At 72.8% G+C, this 17,845-nt stretch carries 14 protein-coding genes; 4 read left to right on the top strand and 10 right to left on the bottom strand.

Going from position 1 to position 17,845, the window contains the following annotated elements:
• Positions 1–123: 123 nt before the first annotated feature.
• The 5 genes from whiA to ABH931_RS11205 form a co-directional block, all read right to left on the bottom strand.
• Positions 124–1,104, bottom strand: a complete 981-nt coding sequence (gene whiA, locus ABH931_RS11225) for a DNA-binding protein WhiA (protein ID WP_370112210.1) — start codon at positions 1,102–1,104, stop codon at positions 124–126.
• Complete coding sequence (yvcK, locus tag ABH931_RS11220) at positions 1,095–2,135, bottom strand: uridine diphosphate-N-acetylglucosamine-binding protein YvcK (RefSeq protein ID WP_370112209.1); 1,041 nt, start codon at positions 2,133–2,135, stop codon at positions 1,095–1,097. The genes whiA and yvcK overlap by 10 nt, the downstream gene beginning before the upstream one ends.
• A gap of 66 nt (positions 2,136–2,201) precedes the next feature.
• Positions 2,202–3,113, bottom strand: a complete 912-nt coding sequence (rapZ, locus tag ABH931_RS11215; protein WP_370112208.1) for an RNase adapter RapZ — start codon at positions 3,111–3,113, stop codon at positions 2,202–2,204.
• Positions 3,114–3,164: 51 nt separating this feature from the next.
• Entirely contained in the window at positions 3,165–5,150 is a 1,986-nt protein-coding gene (gene uvrC / locus ABH931_RS11210; protein ID WP_370112207.1) for an excinuclease ABC subunit UvrC, read from the bottom strand.
• Between the two features lie 60 nt (positions 5,151–5,210).
• The gene (locus ABH931_RS11205; RefSeq protein WP_370112206.1) at positions 5,211–5,360 is read right to left on the bottom strand and encodes a hypothetical protein; all 150 of its coding nucleotides are present in this window, start codon (positions 5,358–5,360) and stop codon (positions 5,211–5,213) included.
• Between the two features lie 169 nt (positions 5,361–5,529).
• On the opposite strand from ABH931_RS11205, the gene ABH931_RS11200 reads away from it, so the two are divergent.
• Positions 5,530–6,642, top strand: coding sequence for a 3D domain-containing protein (locus ABH931_RS11200; RefSeq protein ID WP_370112205.1), 1,113 nt, complete (start codon positions 5,530–5,532; stop codon positions 6,640–6,642).
• An 11-nt stretch (positions 6,643–6,653) separates the two neighbouring features.
• Here the strand turns inward: ABH931_RS11200 and ABH931_RS11195 are convergent, their stop codons facing one another.
• From ABH931_RS11195 to ABH931_RS11185, 3 genes are read right to left on the bottom strand one after another with little or no spacing between them, the layout of a single operon-like run.
• Positions 6,654–6,830 (bottom strand): hypothetical protein, encoded by a 177-nt coding sequence (locus ABH931_RS11195; protein WP_370112204.1) that lies wholly within the window; start codon positions 6,828–6,830, stop codon positions 6,654–6,656.
• Positions 6,831–6,846: 16 nt separating this feature from the next.
• A complete protein-coding gene (locus ABH931_RS11190; RefSeq protein ID WP_370112203.1) occupies positions 6,847–7,650 on the bottom strand; it encodes an ABC transporter permease in 804 nt (267 codons plus the stop codon).
• Positions 7,647–8,609 carry an ABC transporter ATP-binding protein gene (locus ABH931_RS11185; protein WP_370112202.1) on the bottom strand — a complete coding sequence of 321 codons (963 nt, stop codon included), beginning with the start codon at positions 8,607–8,609 and terminating at the stop codon, positions 7,647–7,649. Before ABH931_RS11185 ends, ABH931_RS11190 begins: the two co-directional genes overlap by 4 nt.
• Before the next feature lie 109 nt (positions 8,610–8,718).
• Here ABH931_RS11185 and ABH931_RS11180 point away from each other — a divergent pair, with 109 nt between their 5' ends.
• From ABH931_RS11180 to ABH931_RS11170, 3 genes are all read left to right on the top strand, one after another.
• Positions 8,719–8,847, top strand: coding sequence for a hypothetical protein (locus ABH931_RS11180; protein WP_370112201.1), 129 nt, complete (start codon positions 8,719–8,721; stop codon positions 8,845–8,847).
• Positions 8,848–8,942: 95 nt separating this feature from the next.
• Entirely contained in the window at positions 8,943–10,124 is a 1,182-nt protein-coding gene (gene tuf / locus ABH931_RS11175) for an elongation factor Tu (protein WP_370112200.1), read from the top strand.
• Positions 10,125–10,516: 392 nt separating this feature from the next.
• A complete protein-coding gene (locus tag ABH931_RS11170) occupies positions 10,517–14,173 on the top strand; it encodes a BTAD domain-containing putative transcriptional regulator (RefSeq protein WP_370112199.1) in 3,657 nt (1,218 codons plus the stop codon).
• Positions 14,174–14,388: 215 nt separating this feature from the next.
• Here the strand turns inward: ABH931_RS11170 and ABH931_RS11165 are convergent, their stop codons facing one another.
• Positions 14,389–14,826, bottom strand: coding sequence for a Rieske (2Fe-2S) protein (locus ABH931_RS11165; RefSeq protein WP_370112198.1), 438 nt, complete (start codon positions 14,824–14,826; stop codon positions 14,389–14,391).
• Positions 14,827–14,924: 98 nt separating this feature from the next.
• On the bottom strand, positions 14,925–17,843 hold the full coding sequence (uvrA, locus tag ABH931_RS11160; RefSeq protein ID WP_370112197.1) for an excinuclease ABC subunit UvrA: 2,919 nt from the start codon (positions 17,841–17,843) through the stop codon (positions 14,925–14,927).
• Positions 17,844–17,845 lie beyond the last annotated feature (2 nt).

Genomic DNA, 17,845 nt, shown 5'->3' with positions numbered 1-17,845 from the left:
GCGGGCGCGCGCGCACCCGCCCCCCCCCCCCCCGGGGGCGGGGGGCCCCGCCCCCCCCCCCCCCCCCCCGGGGGGGGGGTGGCCGCCCCGCCCCCCCCGCCCCTGGACAGGTGCAACCGGGCCTTAGCCGGCCACCATCTCCTCCGTCAGGCTCTGCTCGGTGTTCGGCAGGCCCAGTTCCGTCGCGCGCTTGTCCGCCATCGCCAGCAGGCGACGGATGCGGCCCGCGACCGCGTCCTTCGTCAGCGGCGGGTCGGCCAGGCTGCCGAGCTCCTCCAGGGAGGCCTGCTTGTGCTCTATCCGCAGACGCCCCGCCGCGGCCAAGTGCTCGGGCACCTCGTCGCCGAGGATCTCCAGGGCCCGCTGCACCCGCGCACCCGCGGCCACCGCCGCCCGCGCGGAGCGGCGCAGGTTCGCGTCGTCGAAGTTGGCGAGCCGGTTCGCCGTCGCCCGGACCTCGCGGCGCATCCGCCGCTCCTCCCAGGCCAGCACCGACTCGTGCGCCCCCAGGCGCGTCAACAGCGCGCCGATCGCGTCACCGTCGCGGATGACGACGCGGTCCACGCCCCGCACCTCCCGCGCCTTCGCGGGGATGCCGAGCCGGCGCGCCGCGCCGACCAGCGCCAGCGCCGCCTCCGAACCCGGGCAGGTGATCTCCAGCGAGGAGGACCTCCCCGGCTCCGTCAGGGAGCCGTGCGCGAGGAACGCGCCCCGCCACGCCGCCTCCGCGTCACAGGTGGCACCGGAGACCACCGCCGGGGGGAGACCCCGGATCGGGCGCCCCCGCCCGTCCACCAGGCCCGTCTGCCGGGCCAGCAGATCGCCGTCCTTGACCACCCGCACCACGTACCGGCTGCCGCGGCGCAGCCCGCCGGGGGCCATCACCACCAGGTCCGAGGAGTGTCCGAAGATCTCCAGCAGATCCTTGCGCAGCCGCCTTGCCGCTACTCCGGTGTCCAGCTCGGCCTCGATCACGATGCGTCCGCTCACGATGTGCAGACCGCCCGCGAAGCGGAGGATCGAGGACACCTCTGCCTTGCGGCAGCAAGCCCGGGTGACGGGAAGCCGACTGATTTCGTCCTTCACAGCTGCCGTCATCGCCATGGCGCGATCCTTCCATGCGTTCTGAAGATCCGGTCGTACGCTGCGGCCAGAAGCTCCGGGTCGTGTCGCGCTCCGTCGCTCGCCGCGACGGGCGCCAGGACGAGTTCGGCGCCCAGGCGCTTCGCCGCGTCCCGCAGTTCCTCGGTGTCCGCGACGGCACCCACCGCCGCGGAGTCCGCGAGGACGAAGTCCAACTCGACGCCGCGGCCGTGCTCCAGGAAGACCTCCAGGTGCCGCTGCGGCGAGAAACCCTCGGTCTCGCCGGGCTGGGCGACCAGGTTCAGCGCCAGCACCTTGCGGGCCTGCGTCCCGGCCACCGCATCTCGCAGCTGAGGGACCATCAGATGCGGCAGCACGCTGGTGAACCAGGAACCGGGGCCGAGCACGACCCAGTCCGCGGCGTGCACCGCCTCCACCGCCTCGGGGACCGCGGGCGGATCCTCGGGCAGCAGCCTGATCGCCTCTACGGTACCCCGGGTCACAGCCACCTCGGCCTGCCCGCGCACCGTGCTGAGCACGTCCGGGTGCGCGGGGTCGATCCCGCGCACCGACGCCTCGATGTGCAGCGGGACGGCCGACATCGGCAGCACCCGCCCGTGCGCGCCCAGCAGCCGGCCGAGCCACTCCAGCGCGGCGACCGGGTCGCCCAGCTTCTCCCACAGCGCGACGATCAGCAGGTTGCCCAGCGCGTGGCCGTGCAGCTCGCCGTCGCTCTGGAAGCGGTGCTGGATCACCTCGGACCAGGTGCGGCCCCACTCGTCGTCGCCGCAGAGCGCGGCCAGCGCCTTGCGCAGGTCTCCGGGCGGCAGGACACCGAGCTCGTCGCGCAGGCGACCGCTGGAGCCGCCGTCGTCCGCGACGGTGACCACCGCGGTCAGCTCGTCGGTCAGCCGCCGCAAGGCACGCAGCGACGCGGAGAGCCCCTGGCCGCCGCCGAGGGCGACGATCCGCGGGGCCCGTCTGCCGCGACGACGCGCCGCTCGGAACGCCCCGCCCGGCCCGCCGGCCGCGCCGCTGTAGCTACCTGCCAACCCGCGCCCCTATCGCCTTCGAGCGAGGCGAGAGGCGGCCCGGTTACCGACCGTGCCGTCGCCTCGTCACTCGCGCCCCATGTCCCGGTGGACGAGCACCGTCTCCAGGCCGTCGGCGATCAGGCGCTTGGCCAGCCGTTCCGACATCGCCACACTGCGGTGCTTTCCTCCGGTGCAGCCTACGGCAATCGTCATATAGCGCTTGCCCTCGCGGCGGTAGCCCTCGGTGACGATCCGCAGCAGCTCGGCGTAGCCGTTGAGGAACTCCTTGGCTCCCGGCTGGTCGAAGACGTACCGGGCCACCTCCTCGTCGGTGCCGGTGTGGGCGCGCAGCTCCGGGACCCAGTGCGGGTTGGGCAGGAAGCGGCAGTCGACCACGAGGTCCGCGTCCACGGGCAGGCCGTACTTGAAGCCGAACGACATCACCGTCGCCCGCAGCTCCGGCTCGGCCTCGTCGGCGAAGTGCGCGTCCATCTTGGCGCGCAGCTCGTGCACGTTGAGGTTGGAGGTGTCGATCACGAGATCGGCCTCGCCGCGCAGCTCGCGCAGCAGCTCGCGCTCGCGCTCGATGCCGTCGACGATGCGGCCGTCGCCCTGGAGCGGGTGCGGGCGGCGGACGTTCTCGAAGCGGCGGACGAGCGCCTCCTCGGATGCCTCCAGGAAGACGACGCGCAGGCGTACGCCGCTCTTCTCCAGATCGTCCAGGGCCGTGCGCAGGTCGTCGAAGAAGCTGCGGCCACGCACGTCCACCACGGCGCTTATCCGCGCCACCGCGCCCTGGGAGCGGGCGCCGAGGTCGACCATGGTCGGTATCAACGCCGGCGGCAGGTTGTCGACGACGAACCAGCCGAGGTCCTCCAGGCACTTGGCCGCGGTGCTGCGTCCGGCGCCCGACATCCCGGAGATGATCACCAGCTCCGGAACCTCGGAGCTGTCCTGTGGTGGCTCGGCCGGCGCCGGCCTCTCAGGCGTACTCACTGCTTTCTCCCCGCTTTCGGTCACATCAGTACAAACAACGCGCGATGACGTCTAGGGCTTCCCCTGATCACTCTCCGGAGTGATGCCACTCGCGGATGTGACGCCCATGATGTCCGACTCTTCCATAATCTCGCCTGTGGCCATGTTCACCGCCGGAGCACTCGGTGTACGTGAGGCCAACGCTGCCGCAACGGCCTCCGCCGTGCGGCTTCCCACGCCGGGAACCTCGCAGATCTCGTCGATCGTCGCGGCCTTCAGCTTCTTCAGCGAGCCGAAGTGCTTCAGCAACGCCTGACGCCGGGACTCCCCGAGGCCCGGCACGGTGTCCAGAGCGCTGCTCGTGGCGCGCTTGGCCCGCTTCTGGCGCTGGTAGGTGATGGCGAAGCGGTGCGCCTCGTCGCGCACGCGCTGCAACAGGTAGAGCCCCTCGCTGGAGCGGGGCAGGACCACCGGGTCGTCCTCGTCCGGCAGCCAGACCTCCTCCAGGCGCTTGGCCAGGCCACAGAGTGCCACATCGGTGACGCCGGCCTCCATCAGCGCCTGCTGCGCGGCGGCGACCTGCGGCTGGCCGCCGTCGACGACGATCAACTGCGGCGGATAGGCGAAACGCCGGGCCCGGCCCGTCTCTTCGTCCTTGGCCGGGGCCTGCTCCTGGTGCCGGAAGCGGCGGGTGAGCACCTCGTGCATGGAACGGACGTCGTCCTGGCCCTCGAAGCCCTTGATCGCGAACCGGCGGTACTCGGACTTGCGGGCCAGCCCGTCCTCGAAGACGACCATGGACGCGACCACGTCCTGGCCCTGGAGGTGCGAGATGTCGTAGCACTCGATGCGGAGCGGGGCGCTCTCCAGCCCGAGGGCGTCGGCGATCTCCTGGAGTGCGACGGAGCGGGTGGTGAGGTCCGCGGCGCGCTTGGTCTTGTGCAGCGCGAGCGTCTGCAACGCGTTGCGCTCGACCGTGACCATCAGCTCGCGCTTGTCGCCGCGCTGCGGGACGCGCAGGTCGACCTTGCTGCCGCGCCGCTCGGCAAGCCAGGCCAGCACGGGCTCGACGGGCTCCGGCAGCGCCGGCACCAGCACCTCGCGCGGGACGCCCTCGCCGCTCTCCTCGCCGTAGAGCTGCACCAGCGCGTGCTCGACCAGCAGCGGGGTGTCGATCTGCTCGACCTTGTCCGTCACCCAGCCGCGCTGACCGCGCACGCGACCGCCGCGCACGTGGAAGATCTGGACGGCCGCCTCCAACTCGTCCTGCGCGAAGGCGAGCAGGTCGGCGTCCGTGCCGTCGCCGAGGACGACGGCGTTCTTCTCCATCGCGCGCTTGAGCGCCTCTATGTCGTCGCGCAGGCGGGCGGCCTTCTCGTACTCCATCTCCATGGCCGCCTCGCGCATCTGGGCCTCCAGGCGCTTGATGTAGGTGCCGGCGTGGCCGGCCATGAAGTCGCAGAACTCCTCGGCGAGATCGCGGTGGTCGTCGGCGCTGATCCGGCCCACGCAGGGCGCGGAGCACTTGCCGATGTAGCCCAGCAGGCAGGGCCGCCCGATCTGCTCGGCCCGCTTGAACACGCCCGCGGAGCAGGTGCGGACCGGGAAGACGCGCAGCATCAGGTCGAGCGTCTCGCGGATCGCCCAGGCGTGGCCGTAGGGCCCGAAGTAGCGCACCCCCTTCTTCTTCGACCCGCGCATCACCTGCGCGCGCGGGAACTCCTCGTTCATGGTGACGGCGAGGAAGGGATAGCTCTTGTCGTCCCGGTACTTCACGTTGAAGCGCGGGTCGAACTCCTTGATCCAGGTGTACTCCAGCTGGAGCGCCTCGACCTCGGTGCCGACCACCGTCCACTCCACGGACGCGGCGGTGGTCACCATCTGCCGCGTCCGGGGGTGGAGATTGGCCAGATCCTGGAAGTAGTTCGCCAGGCGCTGGCGCAGGCTCTTGGCCTTGCCGACGTAGATCACGCGCGAGTCGGCGTCGCGGAACTTGTAGACCCCGGGCGAGTCCGGAATCTGCCCGGGCGCGGGACGGTAGGTGGACGGGTCGGCCATGCCCCCTACCGTACCGACCAGGAGTGACGACCGGGTCGCGTCCCGTGTGCGCGGTGCCGGTCAGGCCGGGCGGGAGTCCGTGCCGGAGCCCAGGAGCGCCTCGATCGCGCCGAGGTCGGACTCGACGACCACCTCGGTGTGGTCGGGCCGGTAGCCGAGCCGCTCGTTGACCCGGATCATCGCGATGTCCAATCCGGTACGCCGACTCACCGCGCGGCTGGTCGGCCATGGCGCTGCGCGCGGGCGAACGCCTTTGGTCTAGACCCCTTGACGGGCACTCAGGCGACGGGCTTCACTGGCCAGCAGCGCCTACGGGTGTACATGCCATGCCCACCCTGCGGCGACTCCCCCACACCCCGCCGGCAGGAAGCAGCAGGACATGCCTCGCACCCCCATGCGCTCGGGCCCCCGCACCCGCACCCGGTTATGGCTCGCGGCGGCAGCCGCGGCCGTCCTCGCCGTCCTCACCCTGCTCCTCGGAGCGCCGAGCCCCGCCACCGCCGACGTCGCCCGGCCGGACGCGGCGAGCACACTGCCCGCGTGCCCGTTCTGGGCCGCCGGGATCACGCCGCCCGCGCGGAGCGTCACCCCCTGGGTGGCGCCGCTGCAGACCGCCGGTGCCGTGAACTTCTCCGCCCGCCCCGCCGCGCCGACCCTCACCGGCACGCTGGCGAACGGACAGGTCACCGTGACCGTCGCGCCCGTCCCGAACGCCGTCGCCTACAAGGTGTGGCGCGACGGCGTGGACATCGGCTACATCAGCTACTGGGGCCAGACCGGCCCGCTGACGGTCACCGACAGCTCCCCCTGCCAGGGCGCCTACTACGACGTCGTGGCGATGTACGACACCAGCAACTCGGACGCCTCGCTCGGGCAGCTCTCCGTCCCCTACTGGCTCGGCGCGAACGGGGCGCTCGCCCCGGGCGCGGGTGACGTGGCCGTCGGCACGCAGATCCCGGTGATGGTCACGTCCTACGACAACACCGGCCAGGACGCCTCCGGCTACAACGCCCAACTCGGCGTCTGCGCCACCGATCCTCGGGTGATCCCGTGGGGCACGTACGTCACCGTGCCGGGCTACGGGACCTGCTACGCGGCCGATCTCGGCACCTGGATCCAGAACGACACCGTCGACATCTGGCTCCCCGGCGACCAGGCCAACAACTGGGGCGTGCAGGACCGTACGGTCACGGTGATCGCCGACCCGTACGGCGGCGGGGGCACACCCACGCCGACGCCGACCGTCTCGCCCACCCCAACCCCGACCCCGACATCCACGCCGACCGTCTCGCCGACCCCGACCCCGACACCCACGCCGACCGCTTCCGGCGGTACCTGCGCCACCCCGTGGAGCTCCACCACGACCTACACCTCCGGCGCTGTGGTCTCCTACAGCGGCAAGAACTACACCGCGACCTATGTCTCCACCGGCGCCGTGCCCAGCGACCCGGCCTCCTGGGCCGTGTGGAAGGCCGACGCCCCCTGCACCTAGACCGGAGGGGCCTAACCCTCCACGGGTGCGCCGCAGTCGGGGCAGCGGAACGGTTCGCGGCGGGCGGCCAGGCTGCGGCGCACCCAGTGGTACAGCCATGGGAAGGTGATCGCGGGCACCTCACGGGTGGCCTCCACGGGGCCGTGGCGCGGGCAACGCCCGTGTCGTGTCTGGGTTTCGGTGGCCATGGCGGTTCAGCCCTCCTCAGCCGCCGCGCGGCAGCCAGCTGAAGCGGCGCAGGGCGACCAGCAGGCCGCCGAGGCCCCACGCGGCGACGACCGCGAGGTCGGTCCAGGCGAAGCCCGCGCCGGAGGTGTGCGGGTTGTAGGCGGTCAGCAGCGCCGCGACGAGGTGGTGGACCGGGAAGACGTTCCCGACGTCGACCAGCCAGCGGGGCAGGACCGAGGAGGCGATGAAGACGCCGGAGATGAAGTACAGCGGCAGCATCACCGCCTGGGTGACCGGCTGGGCCGCGTCCTCGTTGCGGATCACCGAGGCGAGGGCGTAGCCCAGGCAGCAGAACGAGAGCGCGCCCAGCACCACCGTGACCGCCATGGCCGGCGCCGTCCGGGCGGGGATGTGCGCGCCGTAGACGGCCCAGCCGACCACCAGCAGCACGGCCGTGATCACCACCGCGACCACCACCGCGGTGAGCGCGCGTCCGGCGATGACGGAGGCGGCGGGGACGGGCGTGGCCCGGCGGCGTTTGAGCACGCCCGCCTCGCGCTGGGCGGTCACGGAGATCACCAGGTTGACGAAGGACGCGCCGATGATGCCGAGGGCGATGATGCCCGGCACGTAGTAGACCGAGGTGTCGATGGTCCCGCCGGGGACCTTGACGGTGTTGTGCCCACCGAACACAGAGGCGAAGATCACCAGGAAGAGCACCGGCAGCGCGAGCGTGAAGAACCGCGACTGCGGGTTGCGCAGGAACGCGCGCAGGTCGTAGGGGAACTGGTGCAGCGCGAGCCGGGCCACGTCCCCCGGCGGCGCGCGGTGGGTCGTCACGTGGCCGCCTCCCGTTCGGGCGACGTCAGCTGGAGGTAGACGTCCTCCAGGCTGGGGCGCCGCACTTCGAGGTCGGGCAGCTCGTGGCCGCGGGTCTCCGCCCAGCCGATCAACGGCCCGAGCACGCCGAGCGGCTGGTCCGCACGCAGCAGCAGCCGGTCGCCCTCCCCCTCGCCGTCCGCCAGCGCGGCCAGGACCGGCGCGGGGAGGTCGGCGAGCGCCGTCGCCGGCGGCAGCGTGAACCGGATCTCTGCGGCCGCGCGCTCGCGTCCGCCGATCGTGCCGGGCGTGCCCTCGGCGACGATCAGGCCGTCGGAGATCACCGTGACGCGGTCGGCGAGGTGCTCGGCCTCGTCCATGAAGTGCGTGGTGAGGAAGACCGTCACGCCGAGGTCGCGCAGCCCCGCGATCATGTCCCAGGCGGCGCGGCGGGCGGTGGGGTCGAAGCCGGTCGTGGGCTCGTCGAGGAAGAGCAGCTCGGGGTCGCCGATCAGCGACAGCGCGACGTCGAGGCGCCGACGTTGCCCGCCCGAGAGCCGGGTGGCCACCGAGTCCGCCTGGTCGCCCAGGCCGACCAGCTCCAGCGTCTCGCCCACCGGGCGGGGCGCCGGGTAGTACCCGGCGTACAGCCGCAGGCACTCGGCCACGGTGAGGTCGCGCTCGGGCTGCGACTCCTGCAGCACCACCCCGATCCGCGCGCGCCACCCGGGGCCGGCCCGTGCCGGGTCCTCCCCGAACACGGCGACCTCCCCGGCGCTGCGGCCCCGGTAGCCCTCCAGGATCTCGACGGTCGTGGTCTTGCCCGCGCCGTTAGGCCCGAGGAACGCGAAGATCTCGCCCCGCCGGACCCGCAGGTCGATCCCGCGCACGGCCTCGAACGGGCCGTACCTCATGCGCAGGCCGGAGACGTCGATGACCGTCTCCCCGGCCTGGGCCGCCGCTGTTCCCGAGGTCACCATGCTCGACCACCGTTCACCAGGACACCGCTCTCCCAGGCTACGCCGGAGGTCGGACGGGCGCCGGAAAACCGTTGGCGTGCGCCGCGGGCCGACCGGCACGATGGTGCGCATGTTCCGGTACGCCATCGCCCAGTTCCCCGCAGTCGCGGGCGCGATGGCCGCTGCCCTGACGCGGGCGGACGCAGCGCTCGCAGGCGTGTCCGCAGCCGCGACCGCCTTCGACGGCGCGCGACGCTGACCTTCCCCGGGTCGATCCCCCGGGACCTCTGCCGGGGAAGGTCGGCCCCGCCCTGAGGTCCCGTCAGGAGTCAACTCCCGGAGAAGAGCAGCATCATGGCCAAGCAGGCCTTCGTGCGGACCAAGCCGCACCTCAACATCGGCACCATGGGTCACGTCGACCACGGCAAGACCACCCTCACCGCCGCCATCACCAAGGTGCTGGCCGAGCAGGGCGGCGCGGCCTTCGTGCCGTTCGACCGGATCGACCGGGCGCCGGAGGAGGCCGCCCGCGGCATCACCATCAACATCGCCCACGTCGAGTACGAGACGGCCACGCGGCACTACGCCCACGTCGACATGCCCGGCCACGCCGACTTCGTGAAGAACATGATCACCGGCGCGGCCCAGCTGGACGGCGCGATCCTGGTCGTCTCGGCGCAGGACGGTGTGATGCCGCAGACGGCCGAGCACGTGCTGCTGGCCCGGCAGGTCGGCGTCGAGCACGTCGTCGTCGCGCTGAACAAGGCCGACGCCGGGGACCCGGAGCTGCTGGACCTGGTCGAGCTGGAGGTCCGCGAGCTGCTCACCGCCCACGGCTACGACGGTGGCGGGCTGCCGGTGGTGCGGGTGTCCGGGCTGCGGGCGCTGGCGGGCGACCCGGTCTGGTCGGCCGCGCTGCTGGAGCTGCTGGACGCCGTGGACGCGTACGTGCCCACGCCCGTCCGGTACACCGACGCGCCGTTCCTGATGCCGGTCGAGAACGTGCTGACCATCACCGGTCGCGGCACGGTCGTGACCGGGGCGGTCGAGCGCGGCAGCGTGCGCATGGGCGACCGGGTCGACGTCCTCGGCTACGGCGCGGAGCTCTCCTCGGTCGTGACCGGGGTGGAGACCTTCGGCCGCACCATGGACAGCGCCGAGGCGGGCGACAACGTCGCCCTGCTGCTGCGCGGGATCCAGCGCGGACAGGTGCGGCGCGGCATGGTCGTCTCGGCCTCCGGGAGCGCCTCGGTGCACCGGGTGTTCACCGCCCGGCTGCACCTGCTCGCCACGGCGGACGGCGGCCGCCGCACGCCGATCACCAGCGGCTACCGCCCGCAGTTCTACCTGCGGACCGGGGACGTCGTCGGCGACGTGCTGCTGCCGGACGGCGTCACGGTCGCGCTGCCCGGCGAGACCGTCGAGGCGACGGTGACGCTCGGTCAGGCGGTGCCGCTGGAGCCGGGACTGGGCTTCGCGGTGCGCGAGGGCGGCCGCACGGTCGCCGCCGGCACGGTGGAGCACGTCACGGAATAGGGCACCACTGCGCGGCAGCTGACGTGCACTTGGTGCGGCAATCAGCCGCACGGGCTCGTATCCCCCGATGCGAGCCCGTGCGGCGGCGTCCCACGCCCCGGAGCGGCTGTGCCGAGCCCTCCGGCGTTCCCCCGGCTCGGCACGACGGTGACGTGTGCGGACGCTTCTGCCCCCGTTGGCCTGGTGAGGCCGTGGCCGGGCCGACGCTCCCCCCGGACCGTCGGCCAGGCCGATAACGGGATCTTCCACGCACTCGCCAACGGATCACCAACAGCCCACCACCCCGTGAACGAAACCGCAGTTGGAGCGGGGTCGGCCGCAGTCGAACCGGACTGTTAGCATCCTTCGCGCCTCGGCTCCGCTCTCGGTTGCCGGGCGAGGCGACGGTTGGGGTGGGGAGATTGCGATTCGGGCTGCTCGGGCCGTTGTCGGTCGAGGGCGGGGCGGGCACGGTGCTGCCGCTGACCTCGCGCAAGGGCCGGCTGCTGCTCGGCGCGCTGCTGCTGCGTGCCAACGAGACGGTCCCGACGCACGGCCTGCTGGACGCGCTGTGGGGTGACGCCGTGCCCCCGACCGCGCGCGCCTCCCTGCAGAACCATGTCGCCCGCCTGCGCGGTCTCTTCGGCACGGAGGAACAGGACCGCATCCGCACCACCGCCTCCGGCTACCTGATCCGCGTCGAGCCCGGCGAGTTGGACACCGAGGAGTTCCGCCGCCGCGCCGAGAGCGCCCGGCAGGCCCGGCGCGGCCGCGACTGGGAGGCCGTCAGCCGGGAGGCGGCGGCGGCCCTGCGCCTTTGGCGGGGACGGCTGTTGGAGGACCTGCCCGCGCTGGCCGAGTCCGGCCCGGCCGACCCGTTCCAGCACGCACTGGAGACCTCCCGGCAGCAGCTGCGCTCCTGGCGCGCCGCCGCCGAGCTGCGGCTGGGCCGCCACCACGACCTCATCCCCGAGCTGACCCGCTGGGCGGCCGAGCACCCGCTCGCCGAGGAGTTCCAGCGTGACCTGATGACGGCGCTGCTGCGGGACGGACGCCGGGCCGACGCGCTGGAGGTCTTCGGACGACTGCGGGTACGGCTCAGCGAGGAGCTGGGTGTGGACCCGGGGACGGCGGTCCAGCAGGTCTACCTGCTGGCCCTTGCCGAGGACGGGCCCGCGCTCCCGGACGCCCTGGCGGACGGGCCCGGGGGCACACGCGGGCACGGGGGCACACGCGGGCACGGGGGCACACGCGGGCACGGGCCGACCGGAACCCCCGGCGGCAGAGCCGGCACCGGGACCGATCCGCGCGCGGCGCGCGCAGGCGGGCCCGCGGCCGCCGCCGCTGCCCTGGCCGCCGCCGTGGACGGTGCCGAGGAGGGACGAGCGGGTTCGGGCGGCGAGGCTCCGGGGATCGCGGGGGTCGCGGGCGCCGCGGGCGTCGGCGCAACGCCCCGGTCGGCGTCGGCGGCCGCTCCGGCGGCGCGCTGCCAGCTCCCCGCGGAGGCGCGGGCCTTCACCGGCCGCGCGGGCGAGGTGGAACGGCTGCTCGCCTGCGCCCGGCAGGCCGCGGACGGCGAGGAGACCGGATGGGCCGTGGTCGCGGCCGTCGACGGCATGGCCGGAGTCGGCAAGTCGGCCCTCGCGGTCCATGTCGCCCAGCGGGTGCGCGCGGACTTCCCCGACGGGCAGCTCTTCCTCGACCTGCGCGGCTGGACGCCGAACGCGACCCCGATGACGACAGCCGAGGCCTTGGACGCACTGCTGCGCTCCCTCGACGTGCCGCCGAAGACGATCCCGAAGGACCCCGCCGGACGGGCGCGCCGCCTGCGCGACCGGCTGGCCGGGACGCGGACCCTGATCGTGCTCGACAACGTGATCGGCAGCGCGCAGATCCGTCCGCTGCTGCCGGACACCTCGCGCTGCCTGGTCCTGGTGACCAGCCGCAAGCGCCTGACCGGCCTGGACGACTCCCTCGCCGTTCAGCTCGGCGTCCTCAGCGAGGACGAGGCGCTGACGCTGCTGCACCGCGTCGCCGGTGCCGACCGCGTGCGCCTGCTGGAGGACCGCCCTGAGGCACTGGAACTGGCCGCGCTGTGCGGCTACGTGCCGCTGGCGCTGCGCATCGCCGCCGCGCAACTGCGGCGGCGGCGCTCGCTCCGGCTGACCGACCTGGTCGAGCGCCTGCGCGACGAACACCACCGACTCCCCCGCCTGGACCAGCTGGACGGCTCCGACGCCCCCGGCCCGGCTGGGCGGGGGCAAGGCGCGAGCGGCCCTGTCGCGCGTGCGCGGGGGGCCGTGGAGCGGGAGGACCGGGGCCTGAGTGCCGTCTTCGCGACCTCCTTCACAGCCCTGCCCGCCGCCGAGCAGCGGCTGCTGACCCTGCTCGCACTGATCCCCGGTGCCGACGTGGACGCCGACGCCGCCGCGGCGCTGCTGGGCCAGGACGCGTTCGCGACCGAGCAACTGCTCGACTCGCTGCTCGACCAGAACCTGCTGACGCAGCACGTCCCCGGCCGCTACGGCTTCCACGACCTGATCCGGCTCTTCTGCCGCGAGCCCCGCCGCTGGGAGGCGGACGAGCACCAGGCCGCGCTCGACCGCCTGCTGGCGCACTACGAGCGCGCCGCGGAACAGGCCGCCGTGCCGCTGCGGCGCGGCCCCCGGGCCGAGACCGCCACGCCGGTCGCGTCCGACGACGACGCCTGCGACTGGAGCGAGGAGGCGGCCCTGGCCTGGATGCGCACGGAGTGGGAGAACCTGCTCGCCTCGGCCCGCTTCGCGCTGGTCAGCGGAGGGTCGGCCGCGCGCAGGGCCTCCGGCGTCGCCCTCGCGCTGGCCCTGGCCCCGCTGCTCCACCAGGAGGGCCCGCTGTCCGAAGCCGTCGACCTGCTGCGTCAGGCCGCCGAAGGGGCACGCGCCGGCGCCGACCGGCTCGGTCAGGCGGAGTGCCTCACCGCGCTGGGCCGCGTCCACATGCAGCGCGGCGACTTCACCGACGCGGAACGTGCGCACGCCGAATCCCTCGACCTCTATCAGGCCCTGGGCGAGCGGCTGGGCGAGGCCACAGCGATCTACGAGACCGGCTCGGTCCACCTGTTCAGCGGCCACTACGCGGCGGCCGCGCCGCTACTGGAACGCTCCCTGGAGCTCTACCTGGCGATGGGCAGCGAACTCGGACAGGCGAACGCCCTCTTCCAGCTGGGCCGTGCCTACCGGCTGACCGGCGACCTCGCGAAGGGCGGGGAGAGCGGCGCACGCGCCCTGCGGCTCTATGTCGCCCTGGGCAAGCGATGGGGCGAGGGACACGTCCTGTGCGACCTGGCTCGGGTGCACCAGCTGGGCGGAGACCTGCGCGCCGCCGTCGAGCTGGGCGAGCGCGGCCTGGCCGCGTTCCTGGCGATCGACAACCAGCTGGGCGCGGCCACCGCGTGCCAGGCGTTGGGCCGCATCCACCACGATCTGGGCAACATCGACGCGGCGACGGAACTGTTCGAACGGGCCCTGCGGCTGTTCCGGACGACGGCGGCGGAGCAGGCGGTCGCCCGCTCGCTGTGGGACCTCGGCTGTGTCAGCCTCTCCGCCGGCTCGGCGGAACGGGCCGCCGACCTCCACCAGCAGGCGCTGGCCATCTTCCAGGCCTCCGGCAGCCGCAACGGCGAGGCCAACGCCCGGCACGACCTCGGCCGGGCCTGGCACGCGCTCGGCCGCACGGCGGAAGCGGCGGAGCAGCTGGCCCTGGCCCGCGCCCTCTTCCGCGACCTCGGCGACCCCCACGGCGAGGCGGAGGTCCTCAACAGCACAGGCACCCTGCGGCTGGACCTCGCCGGCCCGGCGGCGGCTCTGCGCTGCCACGAGGAGGCCCTGACCCTGGCCCGCCGCGTCCGCAGTCCGCTTCAGGAGGCGCGGGCGCTGGAAGGCTCCGCCCGGGCCCATGCGGCGCTGGGCGAGACGCCGCTGGCGGCGACGGAGCTCCGGGAGGCGCTGGCCCTGTACCACCGCATCGGCGCCGCGCACGCGGCGGGCTCAGCCGAAACGCTCCTGGAGGTCCTTCGCTCCCGCAGGTAGTTGCACTGCGCCAGGGGCGCGGGGCTCCGTTGACTTGCGGCTCCTCCCCCAGCCTTCGGCCGGGAGGTGCCCCAGAGGTGCCCCCTCCGACGTGCGGATGGTCCGGGGCGCGCAGGGCCATCCGCACGCCCGCGGTTGCTCGCGCCCACGCGGCGCAGCCGCATACCGGCAGAGCCCCGCGCCCCTGGCGGCTGCGCCGCCTGAGGTGGGTGCGACTAACTCAGCGTCGCGACGAGCTTGCCGTTCTGGACGGTGACCGGGATGGAGGGGAGGGCCTGCTGGGCAGGGCCCTGCTCGACGCTGCCGTCGGTGGCCTTGAACTGGCTGCCGTGGCACGGGCAGCTGATCACGCCGTTGCTGACGCCGTCGACCACGCACCCGGCGTGCGTGCAGACCGCGCTGAACGCCTTGTACGTGCCCGCGCTCGGCTGCGTGACCACGACCTGCTGCGCGCGGTAGACCTTGCCGCCCCCGACCGGCACGTCGCTGGTGGGGCCCAGTGTCACGGGGCCCTTCTGTGTCGACGCCGACGACGAGCCGCCGCAGGCGGAGAGCACGGCGACGCCGGCCCCGGCGATGCCGACCGCCGCCGCGCCGCGCAGCAGCTGGCGACGGCAGCAGCCGACCGTCTCGGCGCCGTTCTCACTGTTCACGAAGGACTCCATCAGGCTCGTCAGGCTCAGGCGGCCCCGCTCGCTCGCGGGAACCGCCGTCAACCTTAGGCGCCGTGCCTGTGAACGGGCTCAGCGCCCTACCGCTTGGCTGCCGTCGCGGCCTTCTTGCGGGGCGCGGGCTTCTTCCGCGGCTTGGGGACGGAGTCGAAGACCCGCTCCTCGCCGAGGATGTCGCGCAGGAACTTGCCGGTGTGGCTCTCCCCGACCGCCGCCACTGCCTCGGGCGTGCCCTCGGCGACGACCATGCCGCCGCCGGAACCGCCCTCGGGGCCCATGTCGATGACCCAGTCCGCGGTCTTGATCACGTCGAGGTTGTGCTCGATGACGATGACCGTGTTGCCCTTGTCGACCAGGCCCGTCAGCATCTTGATCAGCTTGCTGATGTCCTCGAAGTGCAGACCCGTGGTCGGCTCGTCCAGGACGTAGATGGTCCGGCCGTTGCTGCGCTTCTGCAGCTCCGAGGCGAGCTTGACGCGCTGCGCCTCGCCGCCGGAGAGCGTCGTCGCGGACTGGCCCAGACGCACGTAGCCCAGGCCGACCTCGGACAGCGTCTTCAGGTAGCGCGCGATCGCCGGGACGGCCTCGAAGAAGCCGAGCGCCTCCTCGATCGGCATGTCCAGGACCTCGGCGATGGACTTGCCCTTGTAGTGGACGTCCAGCGTCTCCCGGTTGTAGCGGGCGCCGTGGCAGACCTCGCAGGGGACGTAGACGTCCGGCAGGAAGTTCATCTCGATCTTGATCGTGCCGTCGCCCGCGCAGTTCTCGCAGCGGCCGCCCTTGACGTTGAAGGAGAAGCGACCGGGCAGGTAGCCGCGGATCTTCGCCTCGGTCGTCTCGGCGAAGAGCTTGCGCACGTGGTCGAAGACGCCCGTGTACGTGGCCGGGTTGGACCGCGGGGTGCGGCCGATCGGCGACTGGTCGACGTGGACCACCTTGTCGACCAGCTCCGTACCCGTGACCCGGGTGTGGCGGCCCGGCACGCTGCGCGCGCCGTTCAGCTCGCGCGCCAGGTGGGTGTAGAGGATGTCGTTGACCAGCGTCGACTTGCCCGAGCCGGAGACCCCCGTGACGGCCGTGAACAGGCCGAGCGGGAAGGCGACGTCGACGTCGCGCAGGTTGTGCTCGCGGGCGCCGTGGACGGTGATCTGCCGCTTGGTGTCCAGCGGGCGGCGCACCTCGGGCAGCGGGATCGCCCTGCGGCCGGACAGGTAGGCGCCGGTCAGCGACTCCTTGTTCTTCAGCAGGCCCTCACGGGAGCCGGAGTGGACGACCCGGCCGCCGTGCTCGCCCGCGCCGGGGCCGATGTCGACGACCCAGTCGGCGGTGCGGATGGTGTCCTCGTCGTGCTCGACGACGATGAGGGTGTTGCCGAGGTCCCGCAGCCGGACCAGGGTCTCGATCAGGCGGTGGTTGTCGCGCTGGTGCAGGCCGATCGACGGCTCGTCCAGCACGTAGAGCACGCCGACCAGGCCCGAGCCGATCTGTGTGGCCAGCCGGATGCGCTGCGCCTCGCCACCGGAGAGGGTGCCGGCCGCGCGGTCGAGCGAGAGGTAGTCGAGGCCGACGTCGACCAGGAACTTCAGCCGTTCGTTGACCTCCTTGAGCACCCGCTCGGCGATCGTCTTCTCGCGGTCGTTCAGCTCCATGCCGCCGAGGAACTCGGCGCAGTCGGCGATCGACATGGAGGAGATGTCGGAGATCGACTTGCCCGCCATCCGGACGGCAAGGACGACGGGCTTCAGGCGCGCGCCGTGACAGGCCGGGCAGGCCGTCTCGCGCATGTAGCCCTCGAAGCGCTCACGCGCGCTGTCACTCTCCGCGTCGGCGTGGCGCCGCTGCACGAACGGGACGGCGCCCTCGAAGCCCGTGGTGTACGAGCGCTCGCGGCCGTACCGGTTGGTGAAGGTGACCTCGATCTCCGTCTTGTGCCCGTACAGCAGCGCCTTCTTGGCGCGTGCCGGCAGGCCCGCCCACGGGATGTCGGTGCGGAAGCCGAGCTCCTTGCCCAGCGCCTTGATCAGGCGCAGGTGGTAGTCCTTGATGTGCCCGTGCGACCAGGGGTGGATGGCGCCCTCGTCGAGGGACTTCTCCTCGTCGGGGACGATCAGCTCCGGGTCGACCTCCATGCGGGTGCCGATGCCGGTGCACTCCGGGCAGGCGCCGAAGGGCGAGTTGAAGGAGAAGGAGCGCGGCTCCAGCTCCTCGAAGGACAGGTCGTCGTAGACGCAGTAGAGGTGCTCGGAGTACATGCGCTCGCGCTCCGGGTCGTCCTCGGGGAGGTCGACGAAGTCGAGCACGACCGTGCCGCCGGAGAGGACGAGCGCGGTCTCGACGGAGTCGGTCAGGCGGCGCTGGGCGCTCTTCTTGACCGTGAGGCGGTCCACGACCACCTCGATGGTGTGCTTCTCCTGCTTCTTGAGCGTCGGCGGCTCGCTCAGCTGAATGGTCGTGCCGTCGACCCGGGCGCGGGAGAAGCCCTTGGTCTGCAGGTCCGCGAAGAGCTCGACGAACTCGCCCTTGCGGCCCTTGACCAGAGGCGAGAGCAGCTGGAACCGGGTGCCCTCGGGCAGCTCCAGCACCTTGTCGACGATCTGCTGCGGCGACTGCCGGGCGATCGGGCGACCGCACTCGGGACAGTGCGGGTGGCCGATGCGCGCGAAGAGCAGGCGGAGGTAGTCGTAGACCTCCGTGATCGTGCCGACCGTCGAGCGCGGGTTGCGCGAGGTCGACTTCTGGTCGATCGAGACAGCCGGCGAGAGGCCCTCGATGAAGTCCACGTCGGGCTTGTCCATCTGCCCGAGGAACTGCCGGGCATAGGAGGACAACGACTCGACGTAGCGCCGCTGGCCCTCGGCGAAGATCGTGTCGAAGGCCAGGGAGGACTTGCCGGAGCCGGAGAGGCCGGTGAAGACGATCAGCGAGTCACGCGGCAGGTCGAGCGAGACGTTCTTGAGGTTGTGCTCGCGAGCACCGCGGACGATGAGGCGGTCTGCCACGC

Origin of the sequence: Streptacidiphilus sp. MAP12-33, from assembly GCF_041261265.1 — a bacterium.
Taxonomy (GTDB): domain Bacteria; phylum Actinomycetota; class Actinomycetes; order Streptomycetales; family Streptomycetaceae; genus Streptacidiphilus.
This window is presented reverse-complemented; position numbering and strand designations above follow the sequence as displayed.

Bases quoted from the DNA above. Each gene is read 5' to 3' on its own strand.
- whiA (WP_370112210.1), bottom strand. From the start codon at position 1,104: ATGGCGATGACGGCAGCTGTGAAGGACGAAATCAGTCGGCTTCCCGTC.
- uvrC (WP_370112207.1), bottom strand. From the start codon at position 5,150: ATGGCCGACCCGTCCACCTACCGTCCCGCGCCCGGGCAGATTCCGGAC.
- ABH931_RS11200 (WP_370112205.1), top strand. From the start codon at position 5,530: ATGCCTCGCACCCCCATGCGCTCGGGCCCCCGCACCCGCACCCGGTTA.
- ABH931_RS11195 (WP_370112204.1), bottom strand. From the start codon at position 6,830: ATGGCCACCGAAACCCAGACACGACACGGGCGTTGCCCGCGCCACGGC.
- ABH931_RS11185 (WP_370112202.1), bottom strand. From the start codon at position 8,609: ATGGTGACCTCGGGAACAGCGGCGGCCCAGGCCGGGGAGACGGTCATC.
- ABH931_RS11180 (WP_370112201.1), top strand. From the start codon at position 8,719: ATGTTCCGGTACGCCATCGCCCAGTTCCCCGCAGTCGCGGGCGCGATG.
- tuf (WP_370112200.1), top strand. From the start codon at position 8,943: ATGGCCAAGCAGGCCTTCGTGCGGACCAAGCCGCACCTCAACATCGGC.